The organism is Pseudomonas sp. JL27(2026), from assembly GCF_056933555.1.
Map to the genome: position 1 here is coordinate 2,496,202 of NZ_CM167794.1, position 17,046 is coordinate 2,513,247.

17 protein-coding genes are annotated in these 17,046 nt (G+C 61.9%); 6 read left to right on the plus strand and 11 right to left on the minus strand.

What is annotated here, in order from left to right:
• Positions 1 to 186 precede the first annotated feature (186 nt).
• On the plus strand, positions 187 to 885 hold the full coding sequence (locus AC1Z1G_RS11350) for a glutathione S-transferase N-terminal domain-containing protein (RefSeq protein ID WP_483627000.1): 699 nt from the start codon (positions 187 to 189) through the stop codon (positions 883 to 885).
• A 75-nt stretch (positions 886 to 960) separates the two neighbouring features.
• On the plus strand, positions 961 to 1,803 hold the full coding sequence (locus AC1Z1G_RS11355; protein ID WP_483627001.1) for a PhzF family phenazine biosynthesis protein: 843 nt from the start codon (positions 961 to 963) through the stop codon (positions 1,801 to 1,803).
• 40 nt (positions 1,804 to 1,843) lie between these two features.
• On the opposite strand, the gene AC1Z1G_RS11360 is transcribed toward AC1Z1G_RS11355, so the two are convergent.
• Positions 1,844 to 2,464, minus strand: coding sequence for a LysE family translocator (locus AC1Z1G_RS11360; RefSeq protein WP_483627002.1), 621 nt, complete (start codon positions 2,462 to 2,464; stop codon positions 1,844 to 1,846).
• A 256-nt stretch (positions 2,465 to 2,720) separates the two neighbouring features.
• On the opposite strand from AC1Z1G_RS11360, the gene hemB reads away from it, so the two are divergent.
• Positions 2,721 to 3,695 carry a porphobilinogen synthase gene (gene hemB, locus AC1Z1G_RS11365; protein ID WP_347905524.1) on the plus strand — a complete coding sequence of 325 codons (975 nt, stop codon included), beginning with the start codon at positions 2,721 to 2,723 and terminating at the stop codon, positions 3,693 to 3,695.
• 14 nt (positions 3,696 to 3,709) lie between these two features.
• On the opposite strand, the gene AC1Z1G_RS11370 is transcribed toward hemB, so the two are convergent.
• Complete coding sequence (locus AC1Z1G_RS11370) at positions 3,710 to 5,239, minus strand: FAD-dependent oxidoreductase (RefSeq protein ID WP_483627003.1); 1,530 nt, start codon at positions 5,237 to 5,239, stop codon at positions 3,710 to 3,712.
• Between the two features lie 184 nt (positions 5,240 to 5,423).
• Here AC1Z1G_RS11370 and AC1Z1G_RS11375 point away from each other — a divergent pair, with 184 nt between their 5' ends.
• A complete protein-coding gene (locus AC1Z1G_RS11375) occupies positions 5,424 to 6,521 on the plus strand; it encodes a DUF1615 domain-containing protein (RefSeq protein WP_483627004.1) in 1,098 nt (365 codons plus the stop codon).
• 3 nt (positions 6,522 to 6,524) lie between these two features.
• On the opposite strand, the gene AC1Z1G_RS11380 is transcribed toward AC1Z1G_RS11375, so the two are convergent.
• From AC1Z1G_RS11380 to AC1Z1G_RS11410, 7 genes are all read right to left on the minus strand, one after another.
• Positions 6,525 to 7,109 carry a GNAT family N-acetyltransferase gene (locus tag AC1Z1G_RS11380; RefSeq protein WP_483627005.1) on the minus strand — a complete coding sequence of 195 codons (585 nt, stop codon included), beginning with the start codon at positions 7,107 to 7,109 and terminating at the stop codon, positions 6,525 to 6,527.
• 31 nt (positions 7,110 to 7,140) lie between these two features.
• Positions 7,141 to 7,938: a DUF4349 domain-containing protein gene (locus AC1Z1G_RS11385; protein ID WP_483627006.1), complete on the minus strand. Its 798-nt coding sequence runs from the start codon at positions 7,936 to 7,938 to the stop codon at positions 7,141 to 7,143.
• An 84-nt stretch (positions 7,939 to 8,022) separates the two neighbouring features.
• Positions 8,023 to 8,574: a PqiC family protein gene (locus AC1Z1G_RS11390; RefSeq protein WP_483627007.1), complete on the minus strand. Its 552-nt coding sequence runs from the start codon at positions 8,572 to 8,574 to the stop codon at positions 8,023 to 8,025.
• Between the two features lie 17 nt (positions 8,575 to 8,591).
• The gene (locus tag AC1Z1G_RS11395; protein ID WP_483627008.1) at positions 8,592 to 10,247 is read right to left on the minus strand and encodes a PqiB family protein; all 1,656 of its coding nucleotides are present in this window, start codon (positions 10,245 to 10,247) and stop codon (positions 8,592 to 8,594) included.
• On the minus strand, positions 10,228 to 10,872 hold the full coding sequence (locus AC1Z1G_RS11400) for a paraquat-inducible protein A (RefSeq protein WP_483627009.1): 645 nt from the start codon (positions 10,870 to 10,872) through the stop codon (positions 10,228 to 10,230). The genes AC1Z1G_RS11395 and AC1Z1G_RS11400 overlap by 20 nt, the downstream gene beginning before the upstream one ends.
• The gene (locus tag AC1Z1G_RS11405; protein WP_483627010.1) at positions 10,869 to 11,465 is read right to left on the minus strand and encodes a paraquat-inducible protein A; all 597 of its coding nucleotides are present in this window, start codon (positions 11,463 to 11,465) and stop codon (positions 10,869 to 10,871) included. The genes AC1Z1G_RS11400 and AC1Z1G_RS11405 overlap by 4 nt, the downstream gene beginning before the upstream one ends.
• Before the next feature lie 151 nt (positions 11,466 to 11,616).
• A complete protein-coding gene (locus AC1Z1G_RS11410; protein WP_483627011.1) occupies positions 11,617 to 12,057 on the minus strand; it encodes a CBS domain-containing protein in 441 nt (146 codons plus the stop codon).
• A 239-nt stretch (positions 12,058 to 12,296) separates the two neighbouring features.
• On the opposite strand from AC1Z1G_RS11410, the gene AC1Z1G_RS11415 reads away from it, so the two are divergent.
• Positions 12,297 to 14,660: a DNA polymerase II gene (locus AC1Z1G_RS11415; RefSeq protein WP_483627012.1), complete on the plus strand. Its 2,364-nt coding sequence runs from the start codon at positions 12,297 to 12,299 to the stop codon at positions 14,658 to 14,660.
• On the opposite strand, the gene AC1Z1G_RS11420 is transcribed toward AC1Z1G_RS11415, so the two are convergent.
• Positions 14,657 to 15,982: a sensor domain-containing diguanylate cyclase gene (locus tag AC1Z1G_RS11420; protein ID WP_483627013.1), complete on the minus strand. Its 1,326-nt coding sequence runs from the start codon at positions 15,980 to 15,982 to the stop codon at positions 14,657 to 14,659. The genes AC1Z1G_RS11415 and AC1Z1G_RS11420 overlap by 4 nt on opposite strands.
• Before the next feature lie 284 nt (positions 15,983 to 16,266).
• On the opposite strand from AC1Z1G_RS11420, the gene AC1Z1G_RS11425 reads away from it, so the two are divergent.
• Positions 16,267 to 16,482: a TOBE domain-containing protein gene (locus AC1Z1G_RS11425; protein ID WP_347905535.1), complete on the plus strand. Its 216-nt coding sequence runs from the start codon at positions 16,267 to 16,269 to the stop codon at positions 16,480 to 16,482.
• Positions 16,483 to 16,676: 194 nt separating this feature from the next.
• On the opposite strand, the gene AC1Z1G_RS11430 is transcribed toward AC1Z1G_RS11425, so the two are convergent.
• The gene (locus AC1Z1G_RS11430) at positions 16,677 to 17,030 is read right to left on the minus strand and encodes a hypothetical protein (RefSeq protein WP_483627014.1); all 354 of its coding nucleotides are present in this window, start codon (positions 17,028 to 17,030) and stop codon (positions 16,677 to 16,679) included.
• Positions 17,031 to 17,046 lie beyond the last annotated feature (16 nt).

Genomic DNA, 17,046 nt, shown 5'->3' on the forward strand with positions numbered 1-17,046 from the left:
ATAAGGGCCAGTGCGTGGCACTTTATCTGCTGTGGTGTCAGGGCTGGGCGCAAGGTTAACCACAGGATGTTTCGGATTTAAGAATCCTGTGCCAGCGCAGTGCTTATAATCACGGCGCCCGAACGCCTGGCGCCCACAGTGGCCATGGCCATAGCTCACCCCTTGAATTGTCACCGGATGTTGACCATGACCGATCTTCGCGACTTCCCGATCACCCGCAAATGGCCTGCGCAGTTCCCTGAGTGGCTGCAGCTCTACTCCTTGCCGACCCCCAACGGTGTCAAGGTTTCGATCATGCTTGAAGAGACCGGCCTGCCCTACGAGGCGCACCGGGTTGGCTTCGAGACTCAGGATCAGTTCTCGCCCGAGTTTCTCTCGCTCAACCCCAACAACAAGATTCCGGCGATCATTGATCCTCATGGCCCGAACGATCAGCCGTTGGCGCTGTTTGAGTCCGGCGCGATCCTGATTTACCTGGCAGACAAGACCGGCCAGTTACTGGCCCAGGAATCGGCGGCACGCTACGAGACGATTCAGTGGCTGATGTTCCAGATGGGCGGTATTGGCCCGATGTTTGGTCAGTTGGGTTTCTTCAATAAATTTGCCGGCAAGGACTTTGAGGACAAACGCCCCCGCGACCGTTATGTCGATGAGAGCAAACGACTGTTGGGCGTGCTGGACACTCGTTTGCAAGGGCGCAACTGGATCATGGGCGAGCGCTACACCATTGCCGATATCGCGATCTTCCCCTGGGTGCGCAACCTGATCGGTTTTTACGAAGCGGGGGATCTGGTGGGGATCAACGATTTCCCTGATGTGCTGCGTGTGCTGGAGCGTTTCCTTGTGCGGCCAGCGGTGATTCGGGGGCTGGACATTCCCAGGTAGCACCTGAAGATTGTATATCGGGCAGGGCCGTGGGAGGCTTGGCGCCTTTGATTGAGCCAGGCAGGGAGTGGGGCGGTGAGTCGATTCGAATTTAAACAAGTGGACGTGTTCAGCCGCGTTCCGCTCAAGGGCAATCCGTTGGCGGTTGTGCTTGGTGCAGACGCGTTGAGCGATGAACGCATGGCCGCGTTCGCGGCATGGACCAACTTGAGTGAGACCACGTTCGTGCTGGAGCCGCGAGATCCGCGAGCCGATTACCGGGTTCGAATCTTCACCACCCTGGAGGAACTGCCGTTCGCCGGTCATCCGACCCTGGGCAGTTGTCATGCCTGGCTGGAGGCCGGCGGTATACCCAGGGGGGAGGAGATCATTCAGGAGTGCGGGGTGGGTCTGGTGCGTATCCGTCGCCGGGACGGCGAACTGGCGTTCCTCGCGCCGCCCTTGCTCAAGTCTGGTCCGGTGGACGCAGCGTTGGTGGAGCGCGTGCGTCTGGGGTTGGGACTGGAACACGGGGCCATCCTGCGGGAGCAATGGGTCGATAATGGCGCTGGCTGGCTGGCGGTCATGCTGGCCGACCGGGCGCAGGTGCTGGCGTTGCAACCTGATCACTCGCAGATGCTGGGGTTGGCGGTTGGCGTGATCGCACCGTGGGATGCCGAGCGCGACGGCGATGCCGCGCAGTTCGAAGTGCGGGCGTTCATTTCTGGCGACGGCATGCCCGAAGACCCGGCCACCGGCAGCCTCAACGCCGGGATTGCGCAATGGCTATTGAGTGAAGGGCTCGCGCCTGCGTCTTACGTGGTGAGCCAGGGCCTGAGCATGGGGCGCGCCGGGCGCATCCAGGTTGAACACGTGGGCGATGAGATCTGGATCGGTGGTTCGACGGTGACCTGCATCGAAGGCACCTTGAATCTGTAAAGGGTGGCCCGGTTTGAGCGTATCTGCCCGGGCCAACGGCTCAGCGGTTACTCACGGCCAGTTTGATGCCAAAGCCGATCAGCGCGAGGCTCGCCACCCGCGACGCCAGTTTTCGGGCCAGCGGCAGGGTTTTCAAACGGTTGGCGGCGAGGTTGCCGACCAGCACCAGCGCGCCCTGGTAGAGGAGGCTGATGAGCGAGACGTGAACCATCATCGCCACCAGGGCTGCGTTCGATGAGTCCGCGTGCAGAAACAGCGGGAAAAAGGCCACGAAGAACAGGATCACTTTCGGGTTGGTCAGGCTCACGAACAGTGCGTTGCGAAAGTAGCGTCGCGCCGAGCGTTTCGGCTCCAGGGACGCGTCGCCCCGGGCCGCGGACGACCGGAGCATCTGCAACCCCATCCAGCACAGATAGGCTGCGCCAAACCATTGCAGGGCCTGAAACAGTACAGGGTTGGCGTTCATGACCGCGGCCAGGCCTGCGACAGCGGCAATCATGTACGTGGCATCCCCCAGCAACGTTCCGAAGACTGCCGCGAAGCCTGCACCAACGCCGTTTCTGGCAGTGGCATTAAGGATGGCGAACGTGCCGGGGCCGGGCATCAACTGAAAGATCACAATCGCGGCGATAAAGCTGCCGTAGTTTTGAATGTCGAACATGCGGGTTCACTCCTGATCCTTGGGGGACTCATCGCCGGTTGCGCCACGCGCGCCTTCCACGGCCAACCCTACAACGCGGCTTGAAGGCCGGCAACTGCACCAGGCATGAGGCGCAAACAGGGTGTTCGATTATTGCAGTCGCTGTAATAAACTGTTCCACAACCTGCGTTTGTGTCGCTGTCGGCCGAAGGCATAAGCTTGCAGCCTTCTGCGATTTTCATCTCGTCCATGCCTTTGGACTTTTTCAGGAAACCCCATGTCCAGTCAGTTCCCCGAAGCACGTCCACGCCGTCTGCGCCGCTCGCCTGCACTGCGCAGCCTGTTCCAGGAAACCGAGTTCAGCCTTAATGATCTGGTGTTGCCGATCTTCGTCGAAGAAGAAATCGACGACTTCGTGCCTATCACCAGCATGCCTGGCGTGATGCGTATTCCGGAGTCGAAGCTGGCCGGTGAAATCGAGCGTTATGCCCGCGCCGGTATCAAATCGGTGATGACCTTCGGCGTTTCCCATCACCTGGACGGCACGGGCAGCGACACCTGGAACGAACGGGGCCTGGTCTCGCGCATGGCCGGGATCTGCAAGGATGCGGTGCCGGAAATGATCGTGATGTCCGACACCTGCTTCTGCGAATACACCGACCACGGCCACTGCGGCGTGTTTCACGGTGGCGAAGTCGACAACGACCAGACGCTGATCAACCTGGGCAAGCAAGCCGTCGCGGCCGCCCGTGCCGGGGCGGATGTGATTGCACCGTCGGCGGCCATGGACGGGCAGGTCCAGGCCATTCGCCGGGCGCTCGACGAGGCCGGTTTCACTCAGACGTCGATCGTGGCCTACTCGACCAAATTCGCCTCGGCGCTTTACGGTCCGTTCCGCGAAGCGGGCGGCAGCGCCCTCAAGGGTGATCGCAAAAGCTATCAGATGAACCCGATGAATCGCCGCGAAGCCGTGCGCGAGTCGTTGCTTGACGAGCAGGAAGGTGCCGATGCCTTGATGGTCAAACCGGCCGGTGCCTACCTGGACATCATTCGCGATATCCGCGAAGCCTCACGCTTGCCGTTGTCGGCGTATCAGGTCAGCGGTGAGTACGCGATGATCAAGTTTGCCGCCCAAGCGGGTGCTATCGACGAAGACCGCGTGGTGCGTGAAAGCCTGGGGGCGATCAAGCGCGCCGGGGCAGACCTGATCTTCACCTACTTTGCGATGGACCTGGCCTTGAGCGGGATCTGAACGCCTGTGCAGGTTTAACTGAAGTCCAGCGTCATCCGGCGATCCTTGAAGTAGCGCTCGATGACTTTCGGGTCCGCCGACAAGTCCGCCAGCGCCACGTAAGTGTCAGGCCTGAGCAGGTAGAACCCGTTGCGTGCGAGCCCGGCCGCTTCAAAGGCCGGGTCCCAGTCGAACACGTGCAAGGCCAGGCCCTGTTCGGCGCACCAGCGGTGCATTTCGTCGCTGGTGTCGCCGTACACGTGCACCTGCCAATTCATGCTCGACAGGGTGTCGAAATTGTCCACGCCCGGTGCCTGTGCCCAGGGCAGCCGGTCTCCGCCATGGACATGCCCCTCATTGCCCGCGCTCAGGGCTGACCCGCGGTAGTTCAGGGTGATTTGCGACACGGTGCGAAAGAGAAATTCGCGGGCCGGTTCCAGCGCGGCGATTTTCGGGATCAGCAACGGTGCCAGCCGTGTGCGCAGTAAATCGGCCATATGCCCTTCGGCGGTGACGAAGCTGAAAACCCGGTCGGTGGTTGCCACCAGTCGTCGGGCAAAACCGATGCGTTCGGCTTCGTAGGTGTCGAGCAGGTCGTCCGAGGCCTTGCCGGCCAGGACGGCGGCCAGTTTCCAGGCCAGGTTGATCGCGTCGCCAATCCCGGTGTTCATGCCTTGGCCACCCGCAGGGCTGTGGACATGGGCCGCATCCCCGAGCACAAACACCCGGTCACGCCGAAAATGCTCCGCTACGCGGTGATGAACCCGGTAAGTCGAAAACCAGTTCACCTGATTAACCTGCACCTTGAGGTGGTCGATGGCGCGGCGGCTGACGTCCTCGAACTGCAATAATTCCAAGTGTTCGGTGCGTTCGTCGCGCACGGTGCCGATCAGGCGGGCATGGCCTTCACCAGCCAACGGGAACACCGCGAGAAAGTCTGCTTCATCAAGGTCTGCGTGCAGTTCGCCGTTGATCGCCGGGCCCGAGGCGTTCACATCGGCCACATAGAACACTTGCTGGTAAGTGCCTCCGGGAAAGTCCAGCCGCAAGGTTTTGCGCACAATGGAGCGTGCGCCGTCGCAACCGGCGAGGTAGCTGGCCTTGCAGGTTTCGTCCCGGCCCTGCGCGTTGCGCAGGTGGGCCGTGATGCAGTTGTCATGTTCGTAGAACAAGGTTAATTCAGTGGTGCGTTCCACGGCGACGCCGAACTGCTCAAGCCGCTCGATCAGCAGTTGCTCGTGTTGGTCCTGCGGGAATATTTCGAGGAAAGAGTAGGGCGTCAGGCCCTTGCCGATCTGTTCGAAGGACAGGCGCGCCGCCGGGGCACCCTTGACCCACAGGTTGACTGCCGGCACTTTGTGACCGTTTTGCACTACCGTCTGGCTGAGGTCCAGTTGCCGATACAGCTCCAGGGTCCGTGCCTGGACGGCCAGCGCCCGGGACGTGGTGCCGGGCTCGGCGGTCTTGTCGATGATGCGCACCTTGACCCCAAGCTTGCTCAGCCACAGTGCCAACACCAAGCCGGTCGGGCCGGCACCCACGATCAGCACATCGCAGTGGTTCATGGCGCGTTCCTCTTTCAGACGTGCACCGAGTGCGCGTGCTGTTCTATTGATTGAAGGACATCAGCGCAGGCTTTTCCAGCGTTCAGCCTGAGCGCGTTGAACAGCCTTGCGTCAGCACGGTCGATATCCGCGGCGACCCGCTTCGGGGTATCGTCTGGCCAGCGTGGGGAGCGAGCGAGGGAACATGCGCACACATCGAAAAATCTTGGCGTTCGCGGCGTTGCTGGCGCTGGCCGGTTGCGGGACGCAGCGTGGCCGAGAGGCGCCCGAGGTTAACCCGGCACAGGTCAAGGCTCAGATTGTCCGGCTGTTGCCGGCCAAAACCGTTGACCGCGAAGGCTGGGCGAACGACATCTACACCGCGTTTGCCACACAGGGCCTTGATGCCAATACCCGGAACCTGTGCGCGGTGCTGGCGGTAACCGAGCAGGAGTCGACGTTCCAGGCCGATCCGTCCGTGCCGGGGCTGGGCAAGATCGCTCGCGATGAAATCGACCGGCGCGCCGCCAAGGTGTACATCCCCAGTGTGTTGGTGAGCGGCGCGTTGCAGGTGCGATCGTCCAACGGTAAAAGCTACAGCGACCGACTGAACAGCGCGCGCAGTGAAAAGGAACTCAGCGCCATCTTCGATGACTTCATCAACCGGGTGCCGATGGGCCAGACAGTGTTCGGTGGCTTCAACCCGGTGCATACCGGCGGGCCGATGCAGGTCAGCATCGCCTTCGCCGAAAAGCAGGCACGCGGTTATCCCTACCCGGTGGACGGTACGATCCGGAACGAAGTGTTCAGTCGGCGCGGGGGGATGTATTTCGGAATCGCCCACCTGCTGGGGTATCCGGTGAGTTACACCCAGCCGTTGTACCGTTTCGCTGACTTCAACGCCGGTTGGTACGCCAGCCGCAATGCGGCGTTCCAGAGTGCGCTCAGTCGTGCGTCGGGTCGCCCTTTGGCGCTGGACGGCGACCTGATCCGCTACGACTCGATCATGCCCGGTACCACGGAGTTGGCGGTGCGCACGCTGGGGCAGTCACTGGGCATGCGCAACACGACCATTCGGGACCAGTTGGCGTTGGGCAATAGCCTGGCGTTTGAAGACACCACGCTCTATCAGTGGGTGTTCGAACTGGCCGAAAAGAAACAGGGCAAAGCGCTGCCCCGGGCGATTCTGCCGGGGATCGTGCTGCAAAGTCCGAAAATCACCCGTCAGCTCACCACGGCCTGGTTTGCCAAACGGGTCGATGAACGTTATCAGCGTTGCCTGACGCGGGCGTCAGGCAACTGAGGGTCAGGCCGTGGTCGGCCGCTCCCGCTCCACGTGTCGGACGTAGTGCTCGGGCGTGCCGCCGTTGAGGGGTTTGATCATCATGATCAGGGTATTGAGGCGCTTGCCCATTTCGACGCCGTCGCGGCGCCGGATTTCCGAGAACCCCTGGCGCTGCCAGAAGCGTTCGGCCGGCACGTTGCCGTGGACCACCGCCAGGCGCAACCACTGGGCACCATTGGCCAGCGTCCAGTCCTGAAGATCCTGATAAAACGCCTGAGCATCGCCCGTCCCATGACGTCCGGGCGCCACCATGAACAGGCCCAGTTGCCAGACCGCAGGCTCCATCAGGTCGCTGACCAGTTGCGCGACGGCCACCAACACGCCATCGCGGTCCTCAAACCCCAGCGTCCACTTCTGGCTGAAGGTAAAACCGGGCGGCAGTTCGTGGAGCAGCTCGTTGCGGGCCTCATCCGGTGTGGCGGGCTCTGCGTGAATCGTCAGGAAATACCCAGGGCTTTCGTCGAAGAAACGCTGCAGGCGTTTCTCGTCGTCGCTGCCCAGCTCAACAACGCGAATATCCGGGCGCGAAGATGACGGTAGGTTCATGTAAACGTCTCCATGACAAACAGGGCCGGTCTCAGGCGCGCCGGCGGATGAATTTGCGCCACAGCCAGACCCACAGCATCACCAGCGGGAAGGCCAGGACAATGAACGGGAATGCGTAGCTGAATTTTTCCAGGGCATCGACCACGCCTGCGGTGAAGTTATCCAGCATGTTGCTGAAGGCCCTGCCCAGGTGCGAGGAACGGTTGCTGCCGCCCGTGGGTGCAAAATTCAGGGTCACCCGGTTGGTGTCCAGACGCATCTGTTGGCCCGCCGAGACCTGAGCCAGGGCCTGCAAGTCGTTTTCGATGCCGGCCTGCTCCTTGCTCAAGGCAATCAGGTCACCGACGCTGATGTCGGTGCGTGTCGCCAGAGTGTCGAGGCGTTGTTGCTGCGCCTTCAGGCGTTCGGTGCGCCGACGCACGTCGTCCACGGCATCGGCCAGGTCTTCGGCGCTGGTGACCCGTTGGCCCAGCTCACCGCCTTCGGCGGCCATCGACACCAGCGGTTCAACGCCGCTCGGGGCGATGCGCACGGTGATTTCGGCACGGTCTGCGCGTTGTTCGATGCGCAGCACGTTGCAGGCACCGAAACGCGCGTTTTCGCAGGCTTCTCGGGTGGCGGTCAGGCGCGGTTCGATCAGCGCCTGGGGCAGTTTCAGGTCCAGTTCGTGTTCGTAGGCCAGTTGTGCACCGCCAGTGCTTTTTACACCGTTGACGGTCACCGCAGAGGAAGGATGTTGGCTGGGCGAGCAGGCGCTCAAGGCCATGCCGGCCAGCAGAATCAGTGCACTGGCGCGTAGCGGTGTGGGGTTGCCATCCTGTTGGCGCATCAGGGTTCCTTAACAATCGTCGATAGGTGCCGGTCGGGCCGGGGGCGGAACTGTATCGGGATTGTTCACCACAAATCCAGTCGTTCAGGTGGAAGGGCATGTGCTGCGGTGGGTGGTGGCTGCCTGGAGGATCAGCGCCACGAGTTGTTTGAGGTTGTGCTGATGGGCCGCGACCAGATCGTCAATGGTTGCCCCGGACGGCGTTTGCAGGGTGCTGCGGCAGGTCAGCGAGGTGGCGCTATCGCTGCTGCGCAGGCGCCATTGGGTGTCCAGCAGTGCGTACTGACCGGGGACCGTGTCGAAGCGCTGCACGTCCACCCGCAACAGGACTTTTGCGCCGGAGGAGGTGCTGGCCAACTGATCGACCAGCGCGCTGCGCAGTTCTTCGCCGAGGCTGGCGCCCCACCACTGGGTTTCGAGGATGGCCAGGCCGCTGTTGCCCTGGCGGACCACGATCTGCGGCCGGTCGACCTGCGGTGGCACGCTGACGCTTTCAATCTGGATCTGGGCACTGGCGTTGCGCGCCGCGCCGCCCGGTTGTGCCGGGGTCAGGGTGTGGTACTGAATCGGGTCGCTGCGGCAGGCGCCCAGCAGCAACAGTAAGCCGATCACGGGGATTTTCAGCGACAAAGCCATGGCACGATCTCCTGTGATCAATTGCGCGCAGACGGTTGCAGGTCCTGCGCCGACGCGTCTTTGGGACGGCCGCGCAGCAGCGATTCGGGGTGCCGGCTCAGGTAGTCGGACAGCTCACGCAACGAGCGCGACATGCGGCCGAGTTCGTCCAGGGTCTTGGTCAATTGTTCACGTTGCGGCGAGTCTTCGGCCAGGGTCGAACTGGCGGATTGCAGGGTCTTGCTCACGTCCTGCAAGGTGGTTTGCACGCCGGGCAGGGTCTGGGCGTTGAACTGCTTCAGGCCTTTGCGCATTTCCGTGAGATTGCCGTCGAGGTTGTTGGCGATTTGTTCGATGGGCAGTTTGTTGATTTTTTCGATCATGGCCTGGAACTGCTCTTGCAACTGCTCGAGGCTGGCCGGGATGGTCGGGATGCTCATCGGGCGTGCGGTGGGGTCAAAGGCCACTTTTTCAGCTTTCGGGAAGAAGTCCAGGGCGATGTACAACTGGCCCGTCAACAGGTTGCCGCTGCGAGCCTGAGCACGCAGGCCATTACCCACAAACGTGGACATCAGGCGGCCGATGGCCTGTTCGTCATCGGGGTTGTGTTCCAGCACCTTGAGCATCTTGGTGTGCGCCCGGCCCAGGCGCTGCGGGTAAATCACGATGCCGACGTTGACCGGGAAGCTGCGCCGCTGTTCATCGAAGTCCAGGTTCACCGCGACCACTTTGCCGATTTCCACGCCGAGAAACTCGACGGGGGCGTCGACCTTGAGCCCGCGCAATGCCTGATCGAAGCGCAGCGTCAGGAATTGCGCCTTGCCATTGGGCGGGGCGAGGGCGCTCTGCTGGTCGGCGAACAGGTCAAAGGCCTTGTCTTCTACAGCGGACTGATCGTTGGGGGGGTAGTCCGGCGCCCGGAAGGCTATGCCCCCGAGCAGCAAGGCCGAGAGTGACTCGGTGCGCACCGAGACGCCGTTGGCGCCCACGTCGAAATCGATGCCGCTGGCGTTCCAGAATCGGGTGTTGTCGGTCACGAAGGTGTCGTTGGGCGCGTGCACGAAGATTTCGATGTTCACCCCTTTGCCGTCGGCATCCAAGGCATAAGACACCACCTGGCCTACCGGGATTTTGCGGTAATAGACCGGCGAGCCGATGTCCAGCGAACCGAGGTCCTGGGTATGCAGGGTGAAGCGCTTGCCCGGTTCGCCGTAGGTGATCGCCGGGGGGATTTCCAGCCCGGTGAAGGTCTTGGCGCGGTCATCGTCTTGCCCTGCGTCGGCACCGATGAAGTCGCCGGACAACAACGTGTCGATGCCCGATACCCCGCCTGCGCCGATCCGTGGGCGCACGACCCAGAATTTTGAGTCCTTGCGGGTGAAGGATTCCGCCTGCTTGGCGAGTTTTATCGTCGCGTTGACGCTTCTTTGGTCACCGCTCAGCTCCACGTCGGAGACTTGCCCGATCACCACGTTGCGGTATTTCACCTCGGTCTTGTTGGCCGTCAGGCCCTGGCCGGTCTTGAAGTTGATGGTGATGGTCGGGCCCTGTTGCAGCCAGTTGTGTACCACCAGCGACACCCCCACCAGTACCGCAACGATTGGTACCACCCAGACCAGCGAAATGCTCCAGCGACGGGTCTTGATGGCGGCCTGGCCGGGCAATGGTTGCCCCTCAGTGGCGTGCGACTTCATCCATGACCTCCTCGGATGGTGGGTTTTCCCAGATCAGGCGCGGGTCGTAACTCATGGCCGACAGCATGGTGAACACCACCACCAGGCCGAAGAACAGAATTCCCGGACGCGGTTCGATGTCACCCAGCGCCTGGAATTTCACCAGTGCTGCCACCAGGGCCACGACCAGCACGTCGAGCATCGACCAGTAACCAATGAGTTCGACGAATCGGTAGAGCTTCGAACGCTCGCGGCGCGCCCAGAGGCTGCGGCGTTGGGCGGTGACCAGCAGCAGCGTGAGGGCGACAAACTTGACGCCCGGCACCGCGATGCTGGCAATGAAGATGATCAGGGCAATGTCCCACGCGCCGTGTTCCCAGAACTCCAGCACACCGCTGATGATGGTGCTGTCGGAACCGTTGCCGAGCATGGTGGTGTTCATTACCGGCAGCAGATTGGCCGGTATGTAGAACACCAGCGCTGCCAGCATGTACGCCCAGGTGCGGGTCATGGAATTGATTTTGCGCGGATGCAACGGCGCGTCGCAGCGGTCGCAGGTGTCGGCGCGGTTGGAAATGTCGCAGGCTTTCCCGCAGCTGTGGCACAGGCAAAGCTTGAGCTCGCAGGCCAGCGGCGGGGTATTCACAGGGTGTCCCACAGGTCGCGTACATCGCGACCGGCAATGCGGATCAACAGCAGGCTCAGCACCGCGAGGGCGAACAGGCCGATGCCCGGCAGCACGTCGAGCAGGCCGGCGAGCTTGAACACCGCGACCATCGCTCCCAGCAAGCACACCTCGAGCATGCTCCAGGGCCTGAGGGTTTCCAGCCAGCGCATGCACACCTTGAACGCTGGCGAGCGCCGGTTGGCCAAGGCAAAGCCCAGCACCCAGATCAACAGCAACAGTTGGAAAACCGGCGCGATAATGATGGAAATGGCCGCGACCAGCGCGATAAAGGTGATCGGCCCCTGGCTGAGCGCCAGTACCGAGTCCCAGAGGGTGGCGCTGTTCTTCATGCCTTTGAGGCTGATGCTCATGACCGGGTAGAAATTGGCAAAGATCCACAGCACCGTGGCGGTCAGGCTCAGGGCCAGGCGCTGTTCGACCGTCAGGCCGTTGTAGCGTTGCAGGACCGCGCCGCAGCGCAGGCACAGGGATTTTTGGTGTTTGGCGAGCGTGGCTTTTTCATACACGCAATCGCAGTGCTCGCAGATGATCAACTGCTCGGTGTTCATCATGAGTCGCGCTCGGCAGCAGGGCAGGAAAAGGCAATGGACTCCCTCAATATAGAAGTGCATGGCGATAGAGCAAATCCTGCGCGTGCGATAGCGCTCGTCGCTGCAACCCGGCCGTGTACGGGCGGCCGGGTTGCACGTTGCAGCGGGCGGGTTATTCGCCGCGGATGTACTGCTCTAACTGCCGAATCAGCTCGGCCTGTTCGGCAATGGCTTCCTTGACCAGGTCGCCGATGGACAGCAACCCCAGCAATTGGCCGTTCTCCACCACCGGCAAGTGACGCAGGTGCTTGTCAGTCATGATGCCCATGCAGGTCTCGACGGTTTGGTGCGAGTCCACGGTGATCACGGGCGAGTTCATGATTTCCTTGACCGGTGTACCGACCGAAGACCGACCCTTGAGGACCAGTTTGCGTGCGTAGTCACGTTCACTGATCACGCCCACGATCTCGCCATTTTCAACGACGGGCAGGGCGCCGACGTTTTTCTCGGCCATTTTCATCAGTGCTTCGAGCACCATCTGATCAGGTTTGATGGTGTGAACCTGCTGGTTCTGGCTGGCCTTTAATTTCAGCAGTTGCGCAACGGTCTTCATGAGGCCTCTCCACTCTTTTTATCGGGGCAGCCGCAAGCTGCCCGGTCGGTTCTTACAGCATCGTAGACGTACGCTCGTCGGGCAAGGTCCAAAGCGGCACATATAGGGTGGAAAAGCGTCATGGGTGGAGGTTTTTTCAGCGATAACGGTCAATCCGCACCGTGCACAGGATGCAGCGGGCTATCGACGTCGAGGGCGAGTAGAATTGCCGGCTGAAACGGGCATGTGAGGTTGCAGTGGTGGATTTACAGCAAGGGTTCGTCTTGACCCGGCACTGGCGCGACACGCCCGCCGGGACGCAGGTCGAGTTCTGGCTGGCGACGGATGCCGGCCCGCGGTGTGTCCGGTTGCCGCCCCAGCCGTCTGTGGCATTTATGGTGGCGGCGCAGCGTGAGCAGGCCGAACCGTTGTTGCGTGACGAGCGCGGGGTCGAGCTGCGCCCGCTGGCCTTGCTGGACTTTCACCATCGCCCGGTGCTGGGGTTGTATTGCCAGCAGCACCGCCAGTTGATGCACCTGGACAACGTCTTGCGCCGGGCCGGCGTGGATGTCTACGAAGCCGACATCCGACCACCGGAACGCTACCTGATGGAGCGTTTCATCACCGCCCCGGTGTCGTTCAGCGGTACACCGGCCGGCGACGTGCTGTTAGTCGACGCGCAGATGAAACCGGCACCGGACTATCGACCGCAGCTCAAGCTGTGTTCGCTGGACATCGAAACCACCGCGCAGGGCGAGTTGTACTCCATCGCGCTCGAAGGCTGTGGCCAACGGCAGGTGTACATGCTCGGGCCGCCGAACGGCGACGACAGCGCCGTGGATTTCGCGCTCGAATACTGTGACTCCCGAACCCTGCTGCTGAAAAAACTCAACGACTGGCTGGCCCGCCACGACCCCGACGCGATCATCGGCTGGAACCTGGTGCAGTTCGACCTGCGCGTGCTGCATGAACACGCCCGTCGCCTGGCGGTGCCGCTGCGTTTGGGGCGCGGTGGCGAGGAAATGCAGTGGCGCGAACATGGCTCGGGCAATAACCACTACTTCGCGGCGGCTGCCGGCCGGTTGATCATCGACGGCATTGAGGCGCTCCGCTCGGCGACCTGGAGTTTCCCTTCGTTCAGCCTGGAGAACGTCGCCCAAACGTTGCTGGGTGAAGGCAAGTCGATTGATAACCCGTACCAGCGCATGGACGAAATCAACCGCATGTTCGCCGAGGACAAACCGGCTCTGGCGCGCTACAACCTCAAGGACTGCGAACTGGTGACGCGGATCTTCGCCAAGACCCAGTTACTGACCTTTTTGCTGGAGCGCGCGAGCGTCACAGGCCTGCCGGCCGACCGCAGCGGCGGCTCGGTCGCGGCGTTCACCCATCTCTACCTGCCGCTGATGCACCGCCAGGGTTTTGTGGCGCCGAACCTTGGCGAACGGCCGCCAGAAGCCAGCCCCGGCGGGTTCGTCATGGACTCGCAACCGGGGCTCTATGAGTCGGTGCTGGTGCTCGATTACAAGAGCCTGTACCCCTCGATCATCCGTACCTTTCTGATTGACCCTGTGGGGCTGATCGAAGGCCTGCGCCATCCCGATGACCAGGCCTCGGTGCCGGGTTTTCGTGGGGCGCGTTTTTCCCGTTCGCGCCACTGCCTGCCGGCCATTGTGGCGCGGGTCGCCGAAGGGCGCGAAACCGCCAAGCGCGAGCACAATGCGCCGTTGTCCCAGGCACTGAAAATCATCATGAACGCCTTCTACGGTGTGCTCGGCTCCAGCGGCTGCCGCTTTTTCGACACGCGCCTGGCGTCGTCGATCACCTTGCGCGGGCATGAAATCATGCTCAAGACCCGCAAACTGATCGAAGCCCAGGGCCACACGGTGATCTATGGCGACACCGATTCCACCTTCGTCTGGCTGCGCCGGGCCCACGGCCAGCAGGAAGCGGCGCAGATCGGCCAGGCGCTGGTCGCGCACGTCAACCAATGGTGGCGCAGCCATTTGCGGGACGAGTTCGGGCTGGACAGTGCCCTGGAGTTGCAGTTCGAAACACACTTCAAGCGCTTTCTGATGCCGACCATTCGTGGCGCCGAGGAGGGCAGCAAAAAGCGCTACGCGGGCCTGGTCACCCGGCCCGACGGTACTGACGAGATGGTCTACAAGGGCCTGGAAACCGTGCGCACCGATTGGTCGCCGCTGGCCCGGCAGTTCCAGCAGGAACTCTACTTGCTCATTTTTCACCGCCAGCCCTATCAGGACTATGTCCGCGATTACGTGCGCCGGACCCTGGCCGGCGAGTTCGATGAGCGATTGATTTACCGCAAGCGCCTGCGCCGGCCACTCGATGAGTACCAGCGCAACGTGCCGCCCCACGTGCGGGCAGCGCGGGCCGCAGACGACTACAACGACCGCCAGGGGCGGCCCCGGCAGTACCAGAGCGGTGGCTGGATCAGTTATGTCATGAGCGTTGCCGGGCCCGAGCCACTGGAAATCCGCCAGGCAGCCATCGACTATGACCATTACGTCACCCGGCAACTGCAACCGGTGGCCGACGCCATTCTGCCGTTCGTCAATGATGACTTCACCACGTTGATCGGCGGGCAGCTGGGGTTGTTCTAGGGTATTGAAGGCGTGCTCGCCGGGCACACGCGATTACGCCCGTTTTGCTTGGCGCGGTACAGCGCGCGGTCGGCGGCTTCGATCAGCGGGCTCGCCACCATCACATCAGGGTTGAACGAACCCAGGGTCGCGACGCCAATGCTGACGGTGACGTGCCCGGCCTCGCAGCGCGCGTGGGCCAATCCCGCTTCCACGACATGGTGGCGCAGGCGTTCGGCAATGTGCCGTGCAGCGTCGGCGCAGGTGTTGGGCAAGACCACCGAAAACTCTTCGCCGCCATAGCGGCACACGGTATCGCCGGGACGCATCAGGCTGGCCCGAAAGACCTGGGCGAGGCGGCGCAGGCAGTCATCGCCGGCCTGGTGCCCGTAGTGGTCGTTGTAGGCCTTGAACTGGTCGACATCGAGCATCAACAGCGAGAGTGGACGCTGCTCGCGGTTTGCCAGCGCAATCTGTGTGAGCAGCAGCTCATCGAAACGACGGCGGTTGGGCAGGCCGGTGAGGTAGTCGTTTTCCGCCAGTTCACTGAGCCGGGCATTGACGGCGGCCAACTGCTCGTAACTGCGTGCGAGGGCTTCACGCATGCGCTGCTGTTCGCTGACATCGGTCAGCGCGATGGTCATGCCAATGACGTGAGCATTGGGATCGCGCACGCTTTTGACCGTCAACAGGTAGCTGTGGTCGTTGCGCTCCAGATAGCTTTGCGCAACCGTGCGACCTAACTCCATCTGCGTGAACGCCTGGGGAATGTCCGCCGTGGCAATGGGCAGAAAGTCCTGGGCGTTGCGGCCCGGCAGCCAATTGGCGTCGACCCCGAGCAACTCGGCCAGGGCATGGTTGGCATTGACGAACAACCCCGCCCGGTCGATCAACCCCAGTGCAATCGGCGCAGCGGCGTACAGCGCTTCAAGCTGAACGACGCGCGTGCTCAAGGGGCCAATGGACGGCGAGATGTCCCGGTCGATGCCGCGATAACCTTTGAACACGCCGTTTTCGAACACCGGCACGCCACTGGTTTCCAGCAGCACCAGCGTGCCGTCGGCGCGCACGTTGCGATTGATCAGGCCACTGAAGGGTTTTTGCTGCGCAACAATCGCGGAAAACGTCTCGGCCAGGCGTACGGCTTCCTCCGTTGGCATCAGGTCGAAGGGTGTGCGGCCAAGCACTTGTTCGGGGGTGTACCCGAGTAACTGCCGAATGTGTTCAGAACAAAAGGTATAGCGACCCTGGGTGTCTACCTCCCACAACCAATCGGAGTTGTGCGCAATCATCTCGCGCAATTGCTGGATTTCGAGCTGGTGCGGGTTGGTCTGGTCGGTCATGGATGTCTTCGAGCGAAGGATTGCAGCCGGACGGCCGCACGGGACTGAGCTTAATCGAGGGTTCCGGAACCAGCAATGTGCGCTGTGCAGAGGACGATGTGTCTTCAACAGGGCTGGGGTATTTGCCTCGGATCGGGTGTTTTTGCAGGTGGATTGCGGTTTACTGTTATGCCTAAATAGAATAACTAGATATTTATTTATTCCTTTGTTAATGGTTTTTCTGGGTGCATGTTAGGGGCCTGCCCAGCGATCACGATGGGTTCACCCAGACAGGAAGCCTCGCCATGACCATCAAAGCAATCAACGTTCGCAACCAGTTCAGAGGCGTCGTCAAGGAAATCGTCGAAGGTTCGGTGGTGTCCGAAGTCGATGTGCAAACCGCGTCGGGCATCGTCACCTCGGTGATTACCACGCGCTCCATTCGAGACCTGGAACTGGTGGTCGGCAGCGAAGTCATTGCCTTCGTCAAATCCACCGAGGTGTCGATTGCCAAGCTCTGAGCCACGCACGTTCAAGGCCCTGGTATCCAGGGCCCGGTCAGCTCCAGCAACCCCCGGCCACCAAGGAGCAGGCAGGCCTGCACCGGTAACCAGGGCTGCTCGGTGAGGGCGGGCACCGGTGCTCCAGGGCTGGCTGATGAAGGCGAGCAGGGCCGAGCCGATGATGTCGGCGGTTCAGCCGTTGAACACCGGGCTCAGGTGCACGGCGCAGTCGGGCAGAGAGGGATCAGCTCCCGCACCTCTTGGGCAGAGTCGCGCTGGCCCAGTGACTCCAGCATCGAAGCCAGGATCTTCAGGTAAAACGTCTCCATGGCCAGGAACTGATAACCGTTTGGCGGCCCCCAGAAGCCATAGATTTCGACCTGACCATCAGGAATGCAGAGTTTTTCCACTTCTCGTTGGTACTCGTCCAGGTCCTCTGGATAGATCACGCCAAAGCCACCGTCGCTGTCTCCCCAGCCGGAGCGTTCCCTGGCGAACCCGGCCAGTTGGTCAATGCCCCGAAATACACCAATGACTTCACGAATTCTGTTCTCGTCTTTTTCCATGACAGGCTCCCAGGCC